General features: G+C 48.1%; 19 protein-coding genes. All 19 read right to left on the bottom strand.

Annotated elements, in window-relative coordinates:
* Positions 1-68: 68 nt before the first annotated feature.
* Complete coding sequence (locus tag ML541_RS06620) at positions 69-782, bottom strand: glycosyltransferase family A protein (RefSeq protein WP_243371811.1); 714 nt, start codon at positions 780-782, stop codon at positions 69-71.
* 20 nt (positions 783-802) lie between these two features.
* Positions 803-1,486 (bottom strand): class I SAM-dependent methyltransferase, encoded by a 684-nt coding sequence (locus ML541_RS06625; RefSeq protein WP_243371813.1) that lies wholly within the window; start codon positions 1,484-1,486, stop codon positions 803-805.
* Entirely contained in the window at positions 1,467-2,288 is an 822-nt protein-coding gene (locus ML541_RS06630) for a glycosyltransferase family 2 protein (protein WP_243371814.1), read from the bottom strand. Before ML541_RS06630 ends, ML541_RS06625 begins: the two co-directional genes overlap by 20 nt.
* Complete coding sequence (locus tag ML541_RS06635) at positions 2,275-3,255, bottom strand: glycosyltransferase family 2 protein (protein ID WP_243371815.1); 981 nt, start codon at positions 3,253-3,255, stop codon at positions 2,275-2,277. Before ML541_RS06635 ends, ML541_RS06630 begins: the two co-directional genes overlap by 14 nt.
* Positions 3,252-4,103 (bottom strand): decaprenyl-phosphate phosphoribosyltransferase, encoded by an 852-nt coding sequence (locus tag ML541_RS06640; protein ID WP_279342381.1) that lies wholly within the window; start codon positions 4,101-4,103, stop codon positions 3,252-3,254. Before ML541_RS06640 ends, ML541_RS06635 begins: the two co-directional genes overlap by 4 nt.
* Complete coding sequence (locus tag ML541_RS06645; RefSeq protein WP_243371816.1) at positions 4,100-5,824, bottom strand: glycosyltransferase family 39 protein; 1,725 nt, start codon at positions 5,822-5,824, stop codon at positions 4,100-4,102. The genes ML541_RS06640 and ML541_RS06645 overlap by 4 nt, the downstream gene beginning before the upstream one ends.
* Positions 5,802-6,704, bottom strand: a complete 903-nt coding sequence (locus ML541_RS06650) for an ABC transporter ATP-binding protein (RefSeq protein ID WP_347710786.1) — start codon at positions 6,702-6,704, stop codon at positions 5,802-5,804. The genes ML541_RS06645 and ML541_RS06650 overlap by 23 nt, the downstream gene beginning before the upstream one ends.
* Positions 6,694-7,578, bottom strand: coding sequence for a hypothetical protein (locus ML541_RS06655; protein ID WP_243371817.1), 885 nt, complete (start codon positions 7,576-7,578; stop codon positions 6,694-6,696). The genes ML541_RS06650 and ML541_RS06655 overlap by 11 nt, the downstream gene beginning before the upstream one ends.
* Positions 7,575-8,378, bottom strand: a complete 804-nt coding sequence (locus tag ML541_RS06660) for an ABC transporter permease (protein ID WP_243371818.1) — start codon at positions 8,376-8,378, stop codon at positions 7,575-7,577. Before ML541_RS06660 ends, ML541_RS06655 begins: the two co-directional genes overlap by 4 nt.
* Before the next feature lie 77 nt (positions 8,379-8,455).
* Positions 8,456-8,866, bottom strand: a complete 411-nt coding sequence (locus tag ML541_RS06665; protein ID WP_243371819.1) for a hypothetical protein — start codon at positions 8,864-8,866, stop codon at positions 8,456-8,458.
* A gap of 32 nt (positions 8,867-8,898) precedes the next feature.
* On the bottom strand, positions 8,899-9,108 hold the full coding sequence (locus ML541_RS06670) for a prepilin-type N-terminal cleavage/methylation domain-containing protein (protein ID WP_243371820.1): 210 nt from the start codon (positions 9,106-9,108) through the stop codon (positions 8,899-8,901).
* 217 nt (positions 9,109-9,325) lie between these two features.
* Positions 9,326-9,535, bottom strand: a complete 210-nt coding sequence (locus tag ML541_RS06675) for a pilin (RefSeq protein WP_243371822.1) — start codon at positions 9,533-9,535, stop codon at positions 9,326-9,328.
* Between the two features lie 61 nt (positions 9,536-9,596).
* Positions 9,597-10,973 (bottom strand): sigma-54 dependent transcriptional regulator, encoded by a 1,377-nt coding sequence (locus tag ML541_RS06680; RefSeq protein WP_243371823.1) that lies wholly within the window; start codon positions 10,971-10,973, stop codon positions 9,597-9,599.
* Positions 10,974-10,996: 23 nt separating this feature from the next.
* Positions 10,997-12,646: an ATP-binding protein gene (locus ML541_RS06685; RefSeq protein ID WP_243371824.1), complete on the bottom strand. Its 1,650-nt coding sequence runs from the start codon at positions 12,644-12,646 to the stop codon at positions 10,997-10,999.
* A 2-nt stretch (positions 12,647-12,648) separates the two neighbouring features.
* Positions 12,649-13,866: a type II secretion system F family protein gene (locus tag ML541_RS06690; protein WP_243371825.1), complete on the bottom strand. Its 1,218-nt coding sequence runs from the start codon at positions 13,864-13,866 to the stop codon at positions 12,649-12,651.
* A gap of 68 nt (positions 13,867-13,934) precedes the next feature.
* The gene (locus ML541_RS06695; protein ID WP_243371826.1) at positions 13,935-15,026 is read right to left on the bottom strand and encodes a type IV pilus twitching motility protein PilT; all 1,092 of its coding nucleotides are present in this window, start codon (positions 15,024-15,026) and stop codon (positions 13,935-13,937) included.
* 11 nt (positions 15,027-15,037) lie between these two features.
* Positions 15,038-16,744, bottom strand: a complete 1,707-nt coding sequence (gene pilB / locus ML541_RS06700) for a type IV-A pilus assembly ATPase PilB (protein ID WP_243371827.1) — start codon at positions 16,742-16,744, stop codon at positions 15,038-15,040.
* A gap of 68 nt (positions 16,745-16,812) precedes the next feature.
* Positions 16,813-17,685 carry a shikimate dehydrogenase gene (gene aroE / locus ML541_RS06705; RefSeq protein ID WP_243371828.1) on the bottom strand — a complete coding sequence of 291 codons (873 nt, stop codon included), beginning with the start codon at positions 17,683-17,685 and terminating at the stop codon, positions 16,813-16,815.
* Entirely contained in the window at positions 17,682-19,550 is a 1,869-nt protein-coding gene (locus ML541_RS06710; protein WP_243371829.1) for a DUF2723 domain-containing protein, read from the bottom strand. Before ML541_RS06710 ends, aroE begins: the two co-directional genes overlap by 4 nt.

Below are 19,550 nucleotides of genomic sequence, written 5' to 3' on the forward strand. Positions count from 1 at the left end.
CATAGAGACAAAGCGTGATTCCTCACCAACTGAGGCAGATGATGAATTTCTTTGTAAACTCATATACATCACGTCCGAAGCAACAATCTGAGTGACTGATTAAAATAATAGCCAGAATGATGGAGCACAAGCTGAGACAGCATAAGAAATTTCTTAAAGTAGCTCATGGAATTGGTCATTGATTGAGAGGAATTGCGATATTTAAACAAAGTCTCAGGGAGCTGAAAGACTTGCCTCCCCGCCTCAGCTAGCGAAAGCCAAAAATCCCAATCTTCCCAGCCATATTTCATGTATGTTTTGTATCCCCCAACCAATTCCCAGTCAGACTTTCTAAACAGTGCTGTGCAGAATATCGGATTTTCAATACATATCCGTGCAGGCGAGAATGCAGGAAGTTGCCAGTTACCATTCATGGCTCCGAACTTCTCAGCATGGCAGTAGACAATACCAATCTCGGGCTGTCTCTCTAAAATGGCAACAGCCTGCTCAACATACGTGGAGCCAATCAGATCGTCGGCATCCAAAGGGAGAATATATGCTGCCGAGGAAGCCTGAATTCCAGTATTGCGAGCCGCGGCAAGCCCTTTATTCGGTGTATGGATAATTCGCGTGCGTGGTCGCGAAAATTCTTGCAGTAACTGTATTGTTTCCGGGTCAGTTGAGCCGTCGTTAACCACAACGACTTCCAGATCCTCGTACGTCTGGTCCAGAGCCGAATCAACGGCCTCAGCTAAGTAGCGACCGTGATTGAAACATGGTATAACAACACTGACTGTAGACATTAAAGGGAGCCCTGTGAATCTTAGGGTTTACGCAAAACAGAAATCGTGTCTGGCGACTGTTCAAGCGGTAGACCCGGCCAAATACGAAACTTGCCATCCCCCCAACTCTCAAATTGTTGTTCTACAACCAGACCAGCTTCTGTTGAGAATTCAATCATCTTGTCGGAGGTCATATCACTGCGCCAACCAGTTCTGCTTACCCCTTGCTTGCTATGATGGATCACAGCCACTCCGCCTGGATTAATGAGGGTTGAAAACTGCTTTACATATCTCCTGACGTCTTCCGCTGCTACATGGACAAAGACATCCCATGACCAGATACCATCAAAATGGAGATTTCCAAGTAACGTGAGATCTGTACCATTATTCACGAAATAGGAAATATGTGAGTACTCCATGAAACGTTCTCTACAAATATCAATACACACAGGTGTGATGTCAACCACAGCCAGCTGTTTGGCAGTCTTGGCCAAATACTCTGTCCAGCGCCCTCCTCCTGGCCCGATCTCAAGAACTGACTCTCGACCACCCAAGTACCGAAGCAGTACGTCATCAACCAGACTCTGCTTCCATTCGGGATTATTAGACCATTCTTCGCCAAGGCGGGACCAGTCCCACTCCGACCAGACCTTGATATTGTTGGCAACCGTGTTTGGACGGTGAAGGAACCGCCTCCAAAAATTATCAATCAAGCTTTTCACCATTCCCATCCCCATTCACTTTCCGGTCGCGCAGCCAGCATACCCCACGTCTCAATCGATAGTATATATAGTGCAGACCTTTTTTGACAGGGTGATTAACATACTTCTTCCTGACCTGCCATTCTTCATCTATAGTTTCCATGTCATTTTTCGTCGACTTGCTTCCAGAATGGACGCGGAAACAGGCCAGGGTCTCGCCTATCACCAACGGACTTTGAAATCTCGACAATCTAATCCAGAGATCATAATCCATTGCATAGGAAAAAGTGGTTGAGAAACTTCCGACTGAACTAAACGCATCTCGTCTGACAAAGGTCGCGGGGTGCATGATAATATTATTCCTGAGCAGACGCTGGTACGAAAAACGCCTTGCAGGAACTTTTCGCAGTTCATGATTCAGTTGGTCAACAAACGTAGTCCCACCGGTCACCCACCCCTGCTGCAGATTATCATGAAAATATTTGAGTACCTGCGCCAACACCTTGGAGGTTGGATAAAAATCATCGGCATGTAAAAAAGCGATTATATCACCAGTTGCAAGCTCGATACCACGATTCATGGCTGCCGAGATACCATTGTCAGGTTCGGAGACATAACGGATTCTCGAATCTACTGCAGCAAACTGACGCACTATCGAAAGCGTGGCGTCACTTGATTTACCATCCACGATCAGATATTCGAGTGTTACACCCTCTTGGGTTAAAACACTCCTCATTGTCTGTGCCAGGTACGTTGCCGCATTAAGCGTGATAGTCACGATGGTGAATTGCGGATGTTTGGTTCCATGCGTATTAGTGCGCAGCATTGCCAAGACCTTCTTTAACAACTTTCAATGCTGATCGAGCAAGGTCCCAGCGCCCTACAAAAACCCTGATCGCAGACTCCAGCAGGATGCCCACATAGATTACCGGGAGACGTGACCTGCAGTATCTACGGCTGAAACGTATCCTGTTCCTAAGTGAGTAATAGTCGCAAGCAGCACTTTTATAAACAGGATTGGTGGCAGTACCAATACTCCTCCCCACCTTATGATAAACAATACTTTGGGGTGCATACGCCAAAGAATATGAACCCTTCCCCCGGTAAACCCAGTCAAGTTCTTCGAAATAGAGAAAATAATCCTCCGCCAACAATCCCACTGTTTTCACATAGCACGCCCTGACCAGCATCGAAGCGCCGACTACATAACTCATCTGTTTTTCCACCGGCACTGGGTCGGTAGAAACTTCACCACGAATTGTTCTTCCAAGATGCCATGCAAGGCCAAGCCATTCAAAATACTTGGCCCCTCCCAAAGCCTGCACGTGCGATCGGTCATCGTAATATCTCAGGGTCGAACCACATATACCTGCATCAGGTTTTGCAACAAGACGCTCTACCATTGCAGACAGTGCCATAGGATCCACCACGGTGTCGTTATTCAACAACCAGCAATAATCTGCATCTCCACGCGCCATTGCATGACGAAGACCCACATTGGCACCTGCTCCAAAACCGAGGTTCCCCCCATTGTCTATCAAGGTAAAAAGAGGGTCAGTTCTGCAGCTGTCGCTTGAGATTGAATCTCTGCTCAAAAACTGGGAAGCTTTATCATTTCTACCAACAGTTCTTTCTGCCCATTGTCGCAACATGGCTATGGACTCATCAGTCGACCCGTTGTCACACACCACGATCCGGTAATTCGTATACTTCAGAAGCAGCACCGAGTCGAGGCATTCAATAGTGTCACGCCATCCGTTCCAGTTGACAATGATAATATAAACCCTGCTCAACTATAAATACTCCAACCGACTAAGACCACCCATATGAAACTGCATAGTAGCAACGGAATATCTTTCAGCAGTGACTCTGTCGGATCCCCTGAAGAACCACTCTTTACCCTGAGGATATATCTGAACAAGCCAAATGCACAAAGCGGGACGGTATAGACAAGCTGTCGATGAGTCAGCGAATACATGGTATAAGTAACAAGCACAGTTGCTGCCGTCACATGCAGAATGGCATCGAGTAGGCCCTGTGAGTACCCTCCGAGGCTGGCCCTATGGTTCACGGAGTTTACACCCAAAAGGCTTTGTTCTGCATACCTTTTTCCAGTACCCAAGAAGAGAGACAGAAAAAAAACGCTCAAGAAAAGCCATTCTGAGATCACCACCCTAAATACAGCTCCTCCTGATTCCAGTCTTACTAGAAAACCAAATGAAATGCAAAACAAGTCGACTACCGGAAAATTTTTTAACCAGACGGAATAGATAACTGTCGCGAATCCATATAAAAAGAGAAAGAGACTTAATTGTGGCACAACGAACACGACTGTAAGTAATACAGTCAGAAATAATATCAGAGCAAATACTGAGGCCAATTTCACTGAAACCTGACCTGAGGGGATCGGACGAAAGCGTTTGGCAGGGTGAAATCTATCCCGCTTAACATCACAGAGATCGTTCACTATGTACAAGGAACTGGCCAAGCAACAGAACGAGAAAAACGCTGCTAAACCTGTTGTCCAATATTCTCGGGATGTTAGTAATGACCCACTGAGGAACGGTGGAAAGAACAACATTAGGTTTTTAAGCCACTGCGTGGGTCGTATAAGCTTTATCAAATAAAGGAGATGCTTCATGGATCTTCCAGTTTGTGTATCAGCTTTTTTGCAGGTTCATAAAAATATGCGTTTGGAGGCGCATTAATTATGGTTTTGCGAAAATAGTCCAGTGCAGCACGGTCGTTGCCCCGTGCAAGCATAATTTGACCATTGCTGTAAAGACAGTGCGGATCTCTTGTCAAATTGAAAATACGGTCATTCAAGACTATCATTTCTTTTCTTATAGCGTCCAGTTGTTTGGGGTCATTTCCCGTAAAGGATATTGCAAAATCAACATTTCGGAGCATTCGCAACACTTCAGACTGCACACCGGGATGAGAACTTACATAATCTAGGAGGATCTCTCTCTTTTCATGAAGTGGCTTGCCCTGCAAATCGCAGTTAAGCAAATTTAGACCAGCAAAGTCGCGGAGCAAGGGGCGTTTTGAAAGTTGTTGAGCCAATAGGAAATGCTTTCTTGCTCTTTGGTAGTCACCCTTTTTGTTGAGCGCGATACCGAACTCGTTATGTATGTCTCCGAAATCGGGAGATTTTTTTACCGCATCCTCGTACAGAGAATAATTGTCCCGCCATATCTGATTTCGTTGGTATGTTACAAAAGCCACGCCACATGTTATTAAGACGAGCATTACATACAATATTTTGTACTGTGTCACATGCTTTATCAAATTAAGCAGGATTACAGATAGCCAGATGGTAAAAAAAGCTGAGGGAATGTAAAGATAACGTTCGGCAACTGGTGTCCAAGTTATACCAGTGATTCTAACTAGTACCGCAGGCGCAAGGAAAATCAGAGCAACAATAAATAGCGAGTTTACATTACCAGGCTTTCTGAGGAACCATATTGACACTACCAAAGACAGAATTCCCGGGACTATATACCATGCAGCAACTGTATTAATGGCAAAGTTCAACGGCAACGGGTACAAAAATTTTGTCACGTAAAAGCCAACAGCTTGAACCGATTCAGATATCAATGCCAAAGGGTCAAGATGACTTTGGAACAAAATCGAAACTGCATTGTCACTACCCGACGGCTTCAGTAGCACGCGGATCGCACAATACCCAACGATAGCCGCGCCGAAAACAATGCACACGAGTTTCAGCCATCCGGCAACTCGCTGATTCGCCTCCAAAGGCTCAGTTCTAGTCGAATAAACCAACACAAAAGATGCAGGCACCATCATGAACGACGTTTCCTTGACTAAAAAAGAAAACGACATTGCTGCCAGATAAAGAACAAAGTGCTTGCCATTTCCAGATTGAATGCATTTGAGCAAAAACAGGGCTGATAAAAGAACAAAAGTGGCAGCAAGCGGATCGGTCCGGCCGGCTATCCAACTAATGGCTTCAGTATGAACTGGATGGATTGCGAAGAGCAAGGCACTGATAAAAGGCAGGTGGTTCATGCCGTTGAAAAATGCCGCAACCTCGGCTGCAAGCAGATACACAAGAACCACGTTCAGCGCATGGATAAGAATGTTCTCCAGATGCATGAAGCTGGGATCAAGCCCCCACATTATGTTATCCAGATAATAGGTAAGCTCGATTAGTGGTCGGTAGTAGAATTGATTGGCTGGAAGGAGTATCTGCTGCAGGGTGCGCTGACCACTAGTTCCATAGGCGGAAATAATGTGAATGTCGTCAATGGTATTATAGTTCCCGCTGATGGCAGGAAGATAGACTGCAAAGACAACGACCAGAAGAAATAATATGCTATGAAGTCTGGAGACTTTCATCAGCTTCCCGGGCAACGGTTTCAAGAAAAAAAGCTTCCAGGTCCTTTCTGCGCGGTTCGACTCTGACAACTGTCACACCTTCTTCCGAACACTTTGAGATGAATTCAGCCAGCTGCTGTTTCTCGATATTTACCTCTCCAGCTTCTCCTGTTTTGGATGTGGTATGGATACGGTATCCTACTTCGCCTTGTTCGAGAATAGCACTGACTCTGTCTACCGCGCGCAGTTTGCCGTTGACAATAACTCCTACACGGTCACAGACCATTTCAACATCTGCAGTGATGTGTGTACTGAAAAATACAGTTTTGTCTCGTTCCCGCAAAGATTTAATTATATCTTTTACCAGCGCTCTCCCCAATGGGTCAAGCCCGCTCATCGGCTCGTCCAGTATATAAAGATCGGGGTCGTGGATGAGCGCCTGAGCCAATCCCAGTCGTTGCACCATCCCTTTGCTATAGCCGCGTATTGGCCTATCCGCAGCCTCAGTCAGCTGCAGCAAGGACAAGGTCTCATTAATTCTTTTTTCAGCTGTCGCCTCGGACATTGCGAATACTTTCCCCACGAAATTGAGGTATTCGCGGGCGGTGAGAAAATCATAGAAAGCAGGATTTTCCGGCAAATATCCTACATTGCGGCGTGCCGCGATTTGCGAAACCGGAACCCCATGTATGTCTATATTTCCGGAAGTAAGTGGTACCAGCCCCATAATGCTTTTTATCGTGGTGCTCTTGCCGGCGCCATTAGGGCCGAGAAAGCCAAAGACTTCGCCAGCATGAATTTGAAGGGATAGACCCGTTAAAGCTTCTATTTTTCTTCCCCGTTTACCGGAATATAGTTTTGAGGCGTTACGGATAGTTATTGCATTCATATCATTTCCCATTTGGGCTCATTGCCTTATTTTCATCCGATTTTTTACCGGCAAACGCAAACTTGCTCGTGCTGCGCACATGCCCTTCAGAGGTTATATAAAACTCCCCCCCATAGGGATCATGAGGTATTTGATCAAGGTAACCTTCCGATACAAGTTGCGATATCCCAACCGGCAGGTGGCCAACATGTTGCTTGTAGCTCTGAAGTGCCTTTTCAATTCGTTGAACCGCACGTAATGCATCCCGCCTCAACTGATACAGTTTTTTAATCCTGGGATCAATCGTAGTCTTGTCCATCTGCTCGACAAAGGCAATACCAACTTCCGTAAGACCAGCTTCGTGAAAATATCGGGCCGCAAGATTAGTAAAAAGAGGATTGTCGGAACGTTCAGCTGCCATCTTCATATACTTTGAAGCGGATATATAATCCTTCTCGAAATATGCACAGTTAAAAGCAGCATAAAAAGGAAGCTGCGGATCCCAAATCCGATATTTCATGCCAAAATCAAGTAGATTATTAACTTCCTTTATTTTATGCAACTCCCAAGTATACGCTGCTTCTGCAAAATAGTATGCATCGATGTTGTAAGGATCAAGCAATACTGCCTGCTGAAGGGTAGTGAACATCTGGAAATAATCAGGAACGCTATTCACCTTTCGTAAGTCAGGATCAACCACCGTGCCGAAATAAAACAGCACCCGCACTATTGCCTGCTGGGCAAGGAGTTGCTTATAATCCGCTGCAACAAGTTTTAACAATTTCGCTTCAGGCATAAAACCGAGCCTGATAGCTATCGGCCGATTGTTCATATACCTGGCAAACGGGGCAACCACCAGGCAATACCCACAAACGAGGGCAGTAACTATCAGAATCCGGGGCTTCACATGAGTTCCCTTCTGGAGAAGGCCCAGGACGACAGCATCAGGATAATCCCGGTGTAGATAATGAAATACAGAAAGGTCAGACAAAGCCCTCCAAGGTTCAAAGGCAAGCTGTAAATGGCATAGACCTTAAGGTTGAATGCCTGCAGGTTTGGCAGCAAAAAATATAAAGCCTTAGTGATAGTATGTAAAGACGGCGAGAAGTTGTTGCCATAACTGCCACTCATGTACTCATACACATCCTGAGTTGCCGTACCGGCCATGTATATGGCAATGGTAACAAAAAAAGAGAAATAGTAAGATGTGCTCAGTGCAGAAAAGAAGAATGCCACGGCAAGTAGCAGAAGGTTCTTGAGAGTATCGTAAAACATTGCGGTAATCACCGTACCCCACAGGAGCGGCAAATCTGACTTGTACTGTGCCGCAGCAATTTTAATGGCAATAAGTGACACCCCACCAAGCAATAACGCTATACCCGAAACAACCGCGGCAGAACCGATATACTTTCCGAGCAAATAAGACGTGCGCGAAAACGGCATCCCCAGCAAAGAATGGGTATATTTACGCTCGATATCACGCCATACAGAAGATGAACCAAGAAGCAAGGTAACAATAAGCAAAATGAAAGAACTTGCTGAAGTAGCTATTGCAATGGCAAGCTCCTGAACCTGGCGCATGGAAAAAAGACTGACCAAAGGAATCAGGACTACCAGCAAAACCCCGACAGCGGCAATAGCATGCAGCAATTTATCACGTATGGCAGTTTTGACGATCAGGTCGGAGAACAAAAAACAGTTGCGCATCATTTCCTCGAAAAAACAAGATAAGCGGGGCTTGAGCCCCGCTTATCAAGGTAACGGCATTTTGAAAACAAGCAGGCCTATTTAACTGCGGTCCACCCAGCCCAGTCAATAGTACCATCTGCGGCCAAGGAAGGCGGTGTGGCAGGAGCAGCAGTAGCGGCTTCGGTGATTTCCCTCATGTAAATTCGGCTATCTCCAGCGCCTGTACCATAGTATTTGTTTCCAGATGCATGATACGTATTTGCCTCATAAGAGGAGCCATCGGCCATAGACTGAAGAGACATTGCGACGTTGGCAGAAAGCTTGGCTTTATAGGTAACACCAGCTCCAACGCCATTACAGGGAAAAGTTAAAGAACCTGAACCGTCAGGCGCATTATAGGAAGTCCCGAAAGCTCCGGTACCTGCTGTATTTGTTGGAGCAGTAACAGCATAGGCGGTAATAGATACAAAAATCAACATGGCGGAAATTGCAATAATTTTTTTCATTCGATTATCTCCTTTCTTATGAGAATTTATAATTAGAACGGGTACTTCTGGTTGTCGGCAAAGAAAGCTTCAAGACCGGTCTTTGCGTTTTTGAGGTCGCTTTGGGCAGCACTGTTGTAGGCCTTTGCCCTATAAGCTGAGAACTGCGGAATGGCAATAGCAGCCAGAATACCGATGATCGCCACGACAATCAACAGCTCAATGAGGGTGAAACCTTTTTTGCTTCGAAATTTGTTCAACATGTTTTTTCTCCTTTCACGCATTGTGAATACCAGATTTCCTGGCTCGACTTTTTTAAAAACCCGATGTGCGAGTAATTACAAGAAACGGACCAACAAAAATTTTCGTTTTGTTCCCTAGTATTATCCTTATGTTGCAAAGCAGACCAATGCACTGCCTCCATCAATGCCAGTCGCGAGCACCTGTTTTTTGTCAAACCGAGTAACAAAAAACGGCACATTAAAAAGGATATCTTTGGTGCTCGCCATAAAATACCTCAAGGTTTAGACGAAGGTTGTGCAAGTCAGACTGTGCTGTACCATTGTATGTCTTTGTACGGTAGGAGGAAAACTGCGGGATTGCAATCGCAGCAAGAATACCTATTACGGCCACGACTATCAGCAATTCTATGAGTGTGAACCCTTTTGAATATTTATAATCTGTATCCATCCCTGCATCTCCATAACCAGTTCTTTAACTTAGCAAGGAACATGCCATAAATTCAGATTATTTAGTCATCACTACCCAAGCCAAATTTCGCCAAGCGGTATCGAAACGATCGGAACGACAAACCTAGAATCCGGGCTGCGTGCTTCTTTACGCCACCACTCCGGTCCAGAGCCTGAATAAGAAAACGCTTCTCAATATCATCAAGATACGCCTCAAGGTTCATGCCTTCGGCAGGAACTCCTTTAAGACGCCCAGATTGTTCAGAATTGTTGCGACTGGCAATATGAGAGGGCAGACATTTAAGAGTTATAGTTTTGTCACCCAAAGCCAAACATCTTTCTACTAGGTTCTCAAGCTCCCTTACATTTCCAGGAAAAGGATATTCCAACAGGGCTTTGAGAGCATCAGTGGAAACTATTTCCCCCTGGATGGGAGCTTGAACAAATTTTTGATAGAAATGTTCGAGCAAAAGCGGTATGTCTCCAGGTCTATCTTTAAGAGATGGCAATTGCACTTGAACAACGTTAAGTCGATAAAAGAGGTCTTCGCGGAAATGGCCTTCCTTTGCTAGCTCTTCCAAGTTTCTGTTTGAAGCTGCTATTATCCTGACATCTGCCTTGATTGAGGATGCCCCCCCTATCCTCCTGAATTCGCGCTCCTGAATTACCCGCAACAGCTTTGCCTGCAACTGTAGCGGCACCTCACCTATCTCGTCAAGAAAAAGCGTTCCCCCCTCTGCTTGCTCGAACAAGCCAGCTCGATCGGCAACAGCCCCGGTGAACGATCCCTTCTTATGGCCGAACAACTCTGCTTCCATGAGCGTCTCTGGAATTGCACCGCAGTTGACTGCAACAAAACATTTCTCCCGTCTTGGGCTATTATAATGGATTGCCTTGGCAACAAGCTCCTTTCCCGTACCACTTTCACCAAGGATCAGGACATTGGCCATGCTCGCTGACACCTTTTCTATTAGGTCGTAGATATCGCGCATTTTTTTACTCTTGCCGACTAAACCACTAAAACTGTAACGACCCTGAACTTCCTGTTTCAGGCGGCGGTTTTCCTTCTGAAGGCAGCTTTTTTCCAGGGCATTCTTGACTAACACCTTTACTTCTTCCACCTTGAAAGGCTTGGCAATGTAATCATAGGCACCAAGCTTCATAGCCTCGACGGCCTGCTCCGCAGTAGTAAAAGCCGTAATCAGCAATACCCCCGTTTCTGGAGTTTTTTTCTTTATCTCTTCCAGAAGTTGTATCCCATTAAGCCCCGGCATATTTACATCGGAAATAACCAGATCAAATTGGCAGGTTTCGAGGACTGTCAGCGCAGTTGGTGCGTTTTCGCTTTGCTGAACCGTATATCCTTCTCTTTCCAGCAAAATTGCGAGAAATTCCCTCATGCTCTGCTCATCATCAACGACCAGAATATTTGCAGCCATGCGACCCTCTCTATGACTTATTTCTATTGCACACCAGCTGATTGTGGCAAAAAGACCGTAAAGTTTGTCCCATAGCCAGGCTTGCTATCAACCAGAATTATCCCGCCGTGGCTTTCTATTATCCTATAGACAGTCGCCAACCCAAGACCGGTACCATTGGGTTTGGTAGTAAAAAAAGGCTCGAAGACGCTTCCAACATCCTGCGGATTCATGCCGATACCGTTGTCTGATACCTCTACCTTTACCACATCACCAATAGCAACGCCTGATACCGAATCATTTATTATTTCCACCCTAACATCTATTTCACCTTGACCCGTCAGTGCCTCGGCTGCATTTACCAAAAGATTCCAGAATACCTGCTTGCATTGCTGAAGGTCAAAAACTATCAAGGTGCCCGCGGGAATATGTGTACTTATCGAAATCCCGGCAAATCTATGGTCGGCTTTTAGCAAAGATGACAGATCCGCGATCAGTGCCTCCAAGTTCAACTGAACTTTTGCAGGAGGCGTGGGGCGGGCATATTCAAGAAAATCACGGATCAGTTCGTTTAAGCGGTCTGTCTCTCTTAGCACTATATTAAGAAGCTGCTTATCTTTGGGACAGGTGTCATCGCTCTGTGCAATCAATTGCACTGCACCACTTATGGAAGCCAAAGGATTCCTGATCTCATGGGCCATGCGGGCAGAAAGTTCGCCCACAGCAGCAAGGCGGTCAGCCCTTTTCAGCTTTGCTTCCATCTGCTTATATTGGGTCAGGTCCTGAAAATCCAGTATGACTCCCATCACAGAACCGTCTTTATCGGTCAAAGGAACAGATTTGAAACCAAAGATCTTTCTCTTGCCGCTCTCGTCGAAAAAATCTATTTCTCCTTGTATCGGTTCATAAAATTTGTCCATGAAGTTGCTAAACCCTGGAATCACCTCAACCAAATGGCGGTCATAGGCGCTATCCTGATTTATGCCGGTCAGCACCTCTGCAAAAGGGTTGAAAACGCGGATATTGCCCTCTTCGTTTATGGTCAACAGCCCGCTGTTAAGGGTGGAGACAATTGAGGTATTCAGTCTCTCCAGTTCTTCGTAATCGACTACTTTGTCATGAAGAGCCGTTTCACTTACTCTTGCACGCTCCGAAAGATGTCCGGCAAGGAAAGCAGTAAGGTAGTACGCAGCAATATTGAGGAAGATAGTGTAAAAAAGATAGCGAATGCCATATTGCTGTGTCGAATACGGGCTCAGACCGAATGGAGCCAGCCTGCCGAAATATTGCAGGTCGATAATGCCGCCATAGAGAATGCCACAGAGGGAGGCGGTATAATATGCTTCTCTTCGGGCGAGAAAGACACTGGCATTGATAATGGAAAGGAAATAGAGAAATGAATAAGGGGAATTTATGCCGCCGGTAAAAATAAGAAGCAGGGTAACGAGAGCAACGTCCCAGATGATTTGGCCATAGGTCAGTGCCTTGCTGAGCTTCGCGGAGAATTTTAAAACTAACAAAGAGACAATGGAAAAAGCATACGTGGCTATAATCAGCTTGATCAGGCCGTAAAAGGCAACGTTGCTTAAGGAATCAGGCTCTTTGATATCGAGAATGATGGTGGAAACCAGAAAGAAGGTAACCACCACCACTCTCAGAAAAATGAACCAGAATAATCTTTTTTTGTCAGCCATTTTTATCCGCCGACGGCACCGGCAAGTTTAAAGATCGGCAAGTACATGGCGATGACCAGACCACCTACAGTCGTGCCAAGAAAGACCATCAGCATAGGTTCCATCATGGAAGTCAGAGCGCCGACAGCATCATCGACCTCATCATCATAGAAATCGGCAATTTTATTGAGCATTGCATCCATGGCTCCCGTAGCCTCACCAACCGAGATCATCTGCACCACCATCGGCGGGAATACACCACAGGCTGCCAACGGCTCGGCCATTGTTTTACCTTCTGATATGGCTTGACGAACATCGTAAATGGCTTTCTCGACAACTACGTTACCAGCAGTCTTGGCAACTATTTCAAGACCGTCCATAATCGGTACGCCGCTGCTGATCATAGTACCAAGGGTCCTGGTGAATTTGGCAGTGGATACCTTCCTGATCAGCGGGCCTACCACCGGCAGTTTTAATGCCAACTGATCTATCGCCTTACGTCCCTTTGCCGTTGCATAATACTTGCTGAAAGCAACTTTCGCAGCGAAAAAAGCAGCAATCATAACAATAATATACTTTTTAAGGAAATTACTAAGCGCAATAACGAATTTAGTGGGCCCAGGCAATTCTCCGCCGAAATCGGCAAACATTTTGGCAAAGGTCGGAATAACAAAGACAAGAATGACACCGACAACGATAACGGCAATGGCCATGATGGTAGTAGGATAGACCATTGCTCCCTTTACCTGTTTTTTCAGCTTCATGGCTTTTTCTATATACGCTGCCAGCCTGGAAAGAATGGTGTCGAGAATACCCCCCGCTTCACCCGCAGCCACTAGGTTCACATAAAGCTGGTCGAACACCTTGGGGTGTTTTGACAGTGCATCGGCAAAGGTAGATCCGCTCTCCACGCTTTCTTTGACCTTGATCAGGACTTCTTTGAAGGTTTTGTTTTCCTGCTGGCTTGAAAGTATCTCCAGGCACTGGACCAACGGCAGACCCGAATCAATCATGGTGGCAAACTGGCGAGTGAAGACAACGAGATCCTTAGTCTCCACCTTTTTGCCTCTGCTCGGGAGCTTTAACTCCATTTTCATGCCCTTACCGGCTTCCTTGATATTTATGCCGGTAAAGCCGTACTTCTTCAGCTGCGCTTCCACCATGGCGACATTAGGAGCCTCCATGACGCCCTTTTGCATGGATCCGGATTTGTTTCTTGCTTCCCAGTCAAATTTAGGCATGTATCCTCCCGTCTCCATGACTTCTGCTCGGAACGGTCAGCACGTTTGAAGCCATTGGTCTTTTCAATTTATGGTCTCCGGGCGGGGTTCTGCATTGCACCGGCAGACATCATCTGTTTCAATTCATCCGGCTCGGGCGATCTTCCCAAGGCATCATCAACGGAGATGATACGCCTTTTGTAAAGGCTGAATAGGCACTGGTTCATGGTCTGCATGCCGAACTTGTCCTGGCCTACCTGCATTTGGGAATATATCTGATGGATTTTGTCCTCCCGAATCAGGTTCCTGATCGCCGGGTTAGGCACCATTACTTCCAAGGCCAAAGCTCTACCACCGCCATTCATCTTTGGAATAAGCGTCTGCGACAGCACCCCTTCCAGGACGAAGGAAAGCTGGGTGCGAACCTGAGTCTGCTGGTACGGAGGGAAAACGTCAATGATACGGTTTATGGTCTGGGCGCAAGAATTGGTATGGAGCGTGGCAAAACAGAGATGCCCGGTTTCCGCAAGGGTCAATGCCGCCTCGATCGTTTCCAGGTCCCGCAGCTCGCCGACGAGCACCACGTCCGGGTCCTGGCGCAGTACGTATTTGAGGGCGTTCTTGAAGCTCTTGGTATCGGCGCCAACCTCCCGCTGGTTGACCAGGCAGCCCTTATGGGGATGCAGGTACTCAATCGGATCCTCGATGGTGATGATGTGATCGTGGCGATCGGTATTGATCTTGTCGATGATGGAGGCAAGGGTGGTCGATTTACCGCTGCCGGTAGGCCCGGTAACGAGAATCAGGCCCCGCGGCCGTTCTGATAGGTCCTTTACCACCGGCGGCAGACCGAGTTCCTCAAAAGTAAGGATCTTATAGGGAATAACCCTGAATACGCCGGCCACCGCGCCACGCTGGACGAAGATGTTGCCCCTGAAGCGCGACAGACCCTTGACACCAAAGGAAAGGTCCAGCTCGCTCTCTTCTTCGAATTTGTGCTTCTGGGCGTCGGTAAGGATGCTGTAGCAGAGCTGTTTCGTCTCGATGGCAGTAAGCGGCGGGAAATCCATAGGGGTGACCTTGCCGTCGATTCGTATCTGGGGAGGAGTATTGGTCGTGATGTGAAGGTCAGACCCCCCTTTTTCCACCAGTTCTTTCAGTAATTGATGTAAATTGGCCATCTCGTTTCCCCCTAATCGTCGGCGACGGTTACGCGCAGCACCTCTTCGAAGGATGTGACCCCTTCCTTCAGTTTGGTCAGTCCCGACTGGCGCATGGTTTTGATCCCCAGGCGCATGGATTCCCGCTTGATCTCAGCAGTGTTGGCGCCGTTGAGAATGAGCTCGCGGATTTCCTCCAGCATGGGCATGACCTGGTAAAAGCCGACCCGACCTTTGTAGCCGGTGCCGTTGCACTTTGGACAGCCTGCCCCCTTGTAACAGACAAAGGAGGGAGCTTCCTCGGCGGGGACACCGGCAGTGATAAGTGCCTTGACCGGGATTTCCTCTACGACTTTACAATCCTGGCAGACCCGGCGGGCAAGCCGTTGTGCCGTTATAAGGTTTACTGCCGAGGCGACGAGGAAGGGTTCTATGCCCATGTTCAGAAGACGGTTGATTGTCGATGGGGCATCATTGGTGTGCAGGGTGGAAAGCACAAGGTGACCGGTCAAAGCCGCCTTGACCCCTATTTCGGCCGTCTCGAAATCGCGTATTTCCCCGATCATGATGATGTCCGGGTCCTGGCGCAGAAAGGATCGGAGTGCAGCGGCAAAGTTCAGGCCAATGTCCTCGTGCATCTGCACTTGGTTGATGCCGGCGAAGTTGAATTCGACCGGATCTTCGGCAGTGGAGATGTTTTCGCTGACCTTGTTGAGCTCCGACAGGGCAGAATAGAGAGAAACGGTCTTGCCGCTGCCAGTCGGCCCGGTAACCAGCACCATGCCGAAAGGCTTATGGATCTCACGCTGGAAATTGGCCAGAGCTTCTTCTTCATACCCCAGTTTGGTCATATCCAGTTGCAGGTTGGATTTATCCAGGAGCCGCATGACGATCTTCTCGCCAAAGAGGGTCGGCAGGACGGAGACACGGAAGTCCATGTCCTTGCCTCCGCCAAGCTTGATCTTGATTCGGCCGTCCTGGGGCAAACGACGTTCGGCGATATCCAGCTCCGCCATAATCTTGATCCTGGATGTGATGGCGTTTTTCAGCTTCATGGGGGGCTTCATCACTTCGTAGAGGATGCCGTCGATCCGGTACCTGACGCGGAAGCTTCTCTCATAGGGCTCGATATGGATGTCGCTGGCCTTTTTCTTGATGGCATCGGTAAGGATGAGATTGACAAGCTTGACGACCGGGGCATCCTCGGTGGCACGCTCAAGGGAGGAAACATCTATATCCTCTTCATCACCGACGACTTCCAGGTCATCCAGCTCCAGGTCGTTCATAACATCGGCAAGGGAAGCCGACTGATCGTACAACTTGTCTATGGCTGCTTTTATGGCGGTTTCGGAGGCAACGACCACTTCGATGTTGTAGCCGGTCATGAACTTGATGTCATCGATGGCAAAAATATTGGAAGGATCGCACATGGCGATGATCAGGGTCCCCCCCGACCGGTTCACCGGTACGATCTGGTACTTCTGGGCGATATCGACGGGGATGATCTTGACGACCGCTTGGTCGACCTCGAACTCTTGCAGGTTGATCGATGGAAAGCCGTATTGTTTGGAGAGAAAGGAAGTCAGGTCCGGTTCGGAGATCAGACCGTTTTTGATGAGGATAGAGCCCAACCGCTGCTGGCCACCCGCCTCCTTCTGTTCCTGAAGTGCCTTGGTCAGCTGCTCTTTCGTTATGATGTTGTTTTTGACCAGGAGCTCTCCCAGCCGGCTTACATGCATAAGAAAACCTCTGATTGCGTAGGTCGAACCCTACGAATAGTATTTTGTATGACCTGGTAAGTCAAGCTTTAGTTCCCTTTCACGACCGCCAAAAGACTGTGTTTCATCAGCCCAGGCGGAGGGGAACATCCGGTCCAGAGGGAGAAGGCGATTTCCCCCTGGGCCGCCAGCATACCAAGACCATTGGCAGCCCGAAGCCCATTTGAAGCGGCCATTTCGAGAAATGGCGTTTGCGAAGGTACATAAACCATGTCGTAAAAGCAGGCGCCAACTCCTGCCAATGATGCACGACTAAATCCGTCAAAGGACGTATTTTTCATCCCCACGGAGGTGGCATTGAGGATAAGATCGAACTGTTGCAATTGCTCGGCCGATGTGAGCACGTCGAGGCATGCTGACCGTAAATTGATCGCAGGAAAAAGACGGGCAAAATAACCCCTCAATTCGTCCGCACGGTCCCTGTCCCGATTGGCGATGGTGACCAATGCCGCACCTGCACTACATAAGGCGGCAACAGCCCCCCGCGCGGCCCCCCCCGCCCCGAGGACCAGGATTTTGGCACCGCCTGGAGCAAAGGATAAATCATCCTTCAGTGAGACCAGCAGCCCGGCACCATCGGTGTTATCCCCCAACAGCAGGTCCCCTTCCTTCTTGACGGTATTGACCGCACCGGCCAATTCAGCCTCAGGGGTCAATTCATCCAGAAAGGGGATAATGGCTGCTTTGTGGGGAATGGTCACATTAAAACCGGCCACTCCCGCATGTTTCAATCCCAGGACCACTTCTCCCAGCCGATCGGGAGCAACGGGAAAGGGAACATAGACATAATCCAGACCGAGCGCCTCGATGGCAGCGTTGTGCATGAGCGGAGAAAGGGAATGGCCCAGCGGAGAGCCTATGATGCCGAGAACCGTTGTTTTTCCCGTAATTATTGATTTCATCTGATTCCATACCCGCCGAGGATCTGGGCTACCTGCATCTGCATCTGCGGTGCGATTCTCTCGGCGGCTCGCAGTTCCTCTACCCCCTGGCCAAGCTGCCGCAGGCGCAACAAGGTCTCTCCCGACTCAAGATGGCTGTTGGCGTAGATGAGAATAGCCTTCCCCGTATCCAGGTCGCGGAAAAACATATCGCCCGAGATGCCACGCAGGATGTAGTTATGCCACACCGCCAGGTCTGGATAAAGGTCCTCACCATTCCCTCGAACGAGCTGGTAGCAGATACCTCGCTGCAGCAACCGGTAATCGGGAAACTGGACGGAGTAGCGGGTGGAAAAGTCTACAAATACAGGCCTGCGGGCATACTGCTCCATGACCACCAGTTGCAGCGCGTTCTCCGGCGGCAGAGTTTCGAGCGGAACCGACCGGAGCATGCTGTACCGGAAAAGCTGGGGAAAGGTGTCCAAATACCACTTGAATACCAGATGGGGCGTATGGGGGATATCCAGGTCTCCCCGCATTTTTTCCACCCCTTGCAAATACCAGAGGGGGAAGGCGCCGCTGTCTCCCCAGGTGAAGAGGACTGCCCCCTGGGGCAAAGATCGGAGGGTATTGGTGGCATAGTCATAGGCTATGTAATTTTCATGCTGATCATTCTCGATGTAATGAAGGGCGCAGACCGTTGCCGGAGTAGCAAGAAGCAGTAGTACCAGAGAAACTTTAAAGGAAAGTGACGAAACCCAGCCGCCGGGAAGCAAAACCAGAGCATTCTGGACCAGGACAAAAAGCCCCAGGCCGACAAAGACTGCAGAGAGAAGATAGAGAGGGGTGAAAAATTCTTCCGTGAGAAAGATCAGGTCTGGCAGAGCATTGAAATATCCTACGATTACAAGAAGGAAAACGACTATACCAATTAGATAGGCTGCGGCCTCGCCCCGCTTCTTTTTAAGAAAAGCAATCAGCCCGATCACGAGCAGCACCAGCCCCCCCGAAGTAAATTCATGTGGTATATTGAAGGCGTTGATTTGATCCCAGAGCAGAGTCAGGTCCCTTACCGGCTTTTCAGATGGATAGCCCTGGCGTAACAGGTTCCATAGAAACTGGGGCAACGTCTTGGAGTCCCCCCAGTTAAGAAGCGGGTTTTGCGTGGCTCTAACCGGCATGTGAAGATGAACGGAAAATCCAATAACGGCAAAGAAAACGGCAAGTATGAATTCCTTGACTCGGGTGATCAGCCGCCAGTTCATGGAAAGGATAAGGAAAACAAAGGACGGGAGCAGAAGAATTATTGTCTGATGGGCTCCGAAGGCAAGACCACAGAGGAAGGCACCCAGGTAAACATAAGCAGGATGCTCCTCCCCTTGGCGATACCGGTCCCTCCATAGAAGCAGAAGGTAGAAGACCATTGCCGATAGAAAGGAGATCAAAGGATACGGCTTGTCATGATTGGACTGCAGCCAGAGCCTGGCGGAAAAGGCGAAGGTAGCTGCTGCGCAGAGCGCGATTATCTTTTTGTAAACCGAGGACTGTCGTTCACCAGTATTAAGGGACTCTTCAGCAAGAAAATGACAGACAATGAGATAAACGCCGTAGCATGCCGCGGCAGCGGAAACAGCGGTGGCAAAATTGACTCGGAAAGCAATGCTGCCGAAGGGAAGATAAGTAAACGGTTTTGCATAATTGACAAAAAGTGGATAGCCAGGAGAGTGGGCAATCCCGAGAGAGAAAATAGCGGTAAGAAATTCACCGCTGTCAAAGAAAGTCACAGAAGGGGCCAAGGTAAACAGGTAGATTAATAAAGGAATTATGACTGATGCCACGGCAAATATGTCGATGCGGTGTTGAACATCTGAGAACAAACGGTTCAT

It is taken from the genome of Geotalea sp. SG265, assembly GCF_022808985.1.
GTDB lineage: Bacteria > Desulfobacterota > Desulfuromonadia > Geobacterales > Geobacteraceae > Geotalea.